This window comes from Stenotrophomonas sp. HMWF003, assembly GCF_003061285.1.
GTDB lineage: Bacteria > Pseudomonadota > Gammaproteobacteria > Xanthomonadales > Xanthomonadaceae > Stenotrophomonas > Stenotrophomonas maltophilia_AP.
Map to the genome: position 1 here is coordinate 6,835 of NZ_QAIW01000355.1, position 2,838 is coordinate 9,672.

General features: G+C 67.6%; 4 protein-coding genes. All 4 read left to right on the forward strand.

What is annotated here, in order from left to right; genetic code table 11:
• Positions 1 to 107: 107 nt before the first annotated feature.
• The 4 genes from DBR34_RS14490 to DBR34_RS14505 all read left to right on the forward strand — a co-directional run bounded on the left by DBR34_RS14490 (position 108) and on the right by DBR34_RS14505 (position 2,706).
• Entirely contained in the window at positions 108 to 302 is a 195-nt protein-coding gene (locus tag DBR34_RS14490) for a heavy-metal-associated domain-containing protein (RefSeq protein ID WP_128097314.1), read from the forward strand.
• 87 nt (positions 303 to 389) lie between these two features.
• On the forward strand, positions 390 to 863 hold the full coding sequence (locus DBR34_RS14495; RefSeq protein WP_128097315.1) for a hypothetical protein: 474 nt from the start codon (positions 390 to 392) through the stop codon (positions 861 to 863).
• 116 nt (positions 864 to 979) lie between these two features.
• Positions 980 to 1,396 (forward strand): DUF2231 domain-containing protein, encoded by a 417-nt coding sequence (locus DBR34_RS14500; RefSeq protein ID WP_128097316.1) that lies wholly within the window; start codon positions 980 to 982, stop codon positions 1,394 to 1,396.
• Positions 1,393 to 2,706 carry a sorbosone dehydrogenase family protein gene (locus DBR34_RS14505; protein WP_128097317.1) on the forward strand — a complete coding sequence of 438 codons (1,314 nt, stop codon included), beginning with the start codon at positions 1,393 to 1,395 and terminating at the stop codon, positions 2,704 to 2,706. Before DBR34_RS14500 ends, DBR34_RS14505 begins: the two co-directional genes overlap by 4 nt.
• Positions 2,707 to 2,838 lie beyond the last annotated feature (132 nt).

The window sequence follows — 2,838 nt, forward strand, 5'->3', positions numbered from 1 at the left end:
TCGCACGGCAAAGTGAACCGTGCCTTGCCGCGTGCACGGCAGCGCTTGACCTTGCCATGCTGTCAAGCCGGACAGTAAGCGGACACTTTCCCCACGAGGCGTCCTGCATGTTCCGTTTCACTGTTCCCACCATGACCTGCGGCGGCTGTGCCCGTTCGGTGACCAAGGCACTGATGGAGGTAGATCCCAACGCGCGCATCGAGACCGACCCGACGGCGCGCGAGGTGCGGGTGGACAGCACACTGAGCGAAGGGGTGTTCGTGGCGGCGCTGGCCGAGGCGGGTTTCCCGGCCGCACGCTGAGCCGGGCATGTGAGGCAGGCATTTGCGGCAGCGCTTGGCTAGGATAGGCGGTCCACTCCCACGCTACATGCCAAGGACGTCACTTACATGCGTGAAACCGACGACAAGACCGAACGCCGTGCCCAGCTCACCGCGGCCATGCAGGCAGCGGGGTGCACTGCCCCGCGCGACTGGGTGAGCAGCGAGCTGTCCGAGAACATCGCGCAGTTCGCCCGGTTCCGCGTGCTGCACGACGTGCACGTATTGGCCGACGACGTGGAGCACGTCCTGTCCGACGCCATCGACGAGCAGCCCGAACTGGAGGGTACCCTGCAGACGCTGCGAGCCGCGGTGGACCCGACGGCACTGCATGCGCTGCTGCGCGCGTATGCCAAGGCGCTGGGCAATCACTTCGTGATGGTGCTCGATGAGGGCGGCATGAGCGACGACCCGCGCCTGCCCGGCTGGCAACTGATGGAAACCGGGCCCGACGGGCCAACCGGGCGGCGGGTTGACGGGCTGCACGAGGACTACCTGGATTTTGAGGATTCCTACCAGCCCCTGGCCGACGCCCGCACCTGATCCCTTCGGCGCGGAACCCGCGATCCGCGCCGCGCGGTCCCCGTGCATCACATGGCGTATCACCGTGGGCTGGCAGCATCGGTGGAGTCCGGACATTCGTCCACCTGGAGACCGCCGTGAACTCGACTGCCTCGCTGGCCCGCCCATGGGCCCTCCATCCTTTCCACGCCGCGGTGCTCGGCGGCGTGCTGCCGTTGTTCCTGGGCGCGCTGCTGTCCGATTACGCCTACTGGAGCAGTTACGAGATCCAGTGGAGCAACTTCGCGGCCTGGCTGCTGCTGGGCGCCATGGTGATCACCACCCTCGCGCTGCTGTGCGCGCTGGTCGGCCTGGCCCGCGGCAGCCGCGCGCGTGCCTACACCGGGCTGCTGGTGCTTACCTGGGGGGTGGGTTTCTTCAACTCGCTGCATCACGCCCGTGATGCCTGGGCGATCATGCCGGTGGCATTGGTGTTGTCGGTGATCGTCACGGTACTGGCCCTGCTGGCCACCTGGGTCGGGTTCTCCAGCCTGCGCGTGGGAGGTGCACGATGAAGCGTCAACCCACCGCCATGCTCACCGTATCGGTGCTGACCCTCGCGCTGGCCGCGTGCAGCAACAAGGCGCCCGAGCTTGAACAGTACGGCGCTACCCCGGAACTGCCCGCGCCCAACCGCACGCTGATGCCGGACATGACCATCGCCAAGCCGGCCAGCTGGGGCGATCGCACGCCGACGGTGCCAGCGGGCTACCGCATTTCGGCCATCGCCACCGGGCTGGCCATTCCGCGACAGACGCTGGTGCTGCCCAATGGCGACATCCTGGTGGCCGAAGGTCGCGGCGGCAGCGCCCCGAACCTGAAACCCAAGGACGTGATTGCCGGCAGGATCAAGTCCAAGGGCAACACCGCCGTGAAGAGCGGCAACCGCCTTACCCTGCTGCGCGACGCCGATGGCGACGGCGTGTACGAACTCAAGACCGTGTTTGCCGACCACCTCAATGCGCCATACGGCCTGGCGTTGATTGGCGACGCGCTGTATGTGGCCAACCAGGACGCGCTGGTGCGCTTTGCCTACCAGCCGGGCCAGACCAAGGCCAGTGGCGCACCGAGCAAGGTCACCGACCTGCCGGCGGCGATCAACCACCACTGGACCAAATCGCTGGCGGCCAGTGCCGACGGGCGCCACCTGTACGTGGGTATCGGCTCCAACAGCAACATCACCGAACGTGGCATGGCCGTGGAGATCGACCGCGCACAGGTATGGCAGGTGGATGCACAGACCGGCGCGCACAAGGTGTATGCCACGGGCCTGCGCAATCCCACCGCGCTGACCGTGCAGCCGGGCACGGGCGTGCTGTGGGCGGTGGTCAACGAACGCGATGAGATCGGCCCCAACCTGGTGCCGGACTACCTGACCTCGGTGCGCGAAGGCGCGTTCTACGGCTGGCCCTACAGCTACTGGGGCAAGAACGTGGATGTGCGGGTGATGCCGCAGAACCCGCAGAAGGTGGCCACGGCCATCGCCCCGGATTATGCGCTGGGCTCGCACGTGGCCGCGCTGGGCGTGACGTTCTCGTCGGCGGCGATGGGGCCTGCGTTTGCCGACGGTGTGTTCGTCGGTGAGCATGGCAGCTGGAACCGCAATCCGCCGGTCGGTTACAAGGTGGTGTTCGTGCCGTTCCGTGACGGACGCCCGGCCGGTGCGCCGATCGATTTCGCCAGTGGTTTCCGTGGCGATGACGGCCGCACCCGCGGCCGTCCGGTCGGGGTGTCGCTGGATCCGCGCGGCGCGGTGATCGTGGCCGATGACCTGGCCAATACGATCTGGCGCATCACTCCGGTGGCAGCGCCCGCTGGCGGTTGATGCGCCGGCCTCGCGCCGGTCGGGCTGCACTTGCATCAGCGACCCGACCGGCAGCTGCCGGTCGGGTTGACCGCGGGTTACTCGGTCCGGTCATAGGAGAACTGGATGCCGGCGGTGCCACCGGTCTCGATG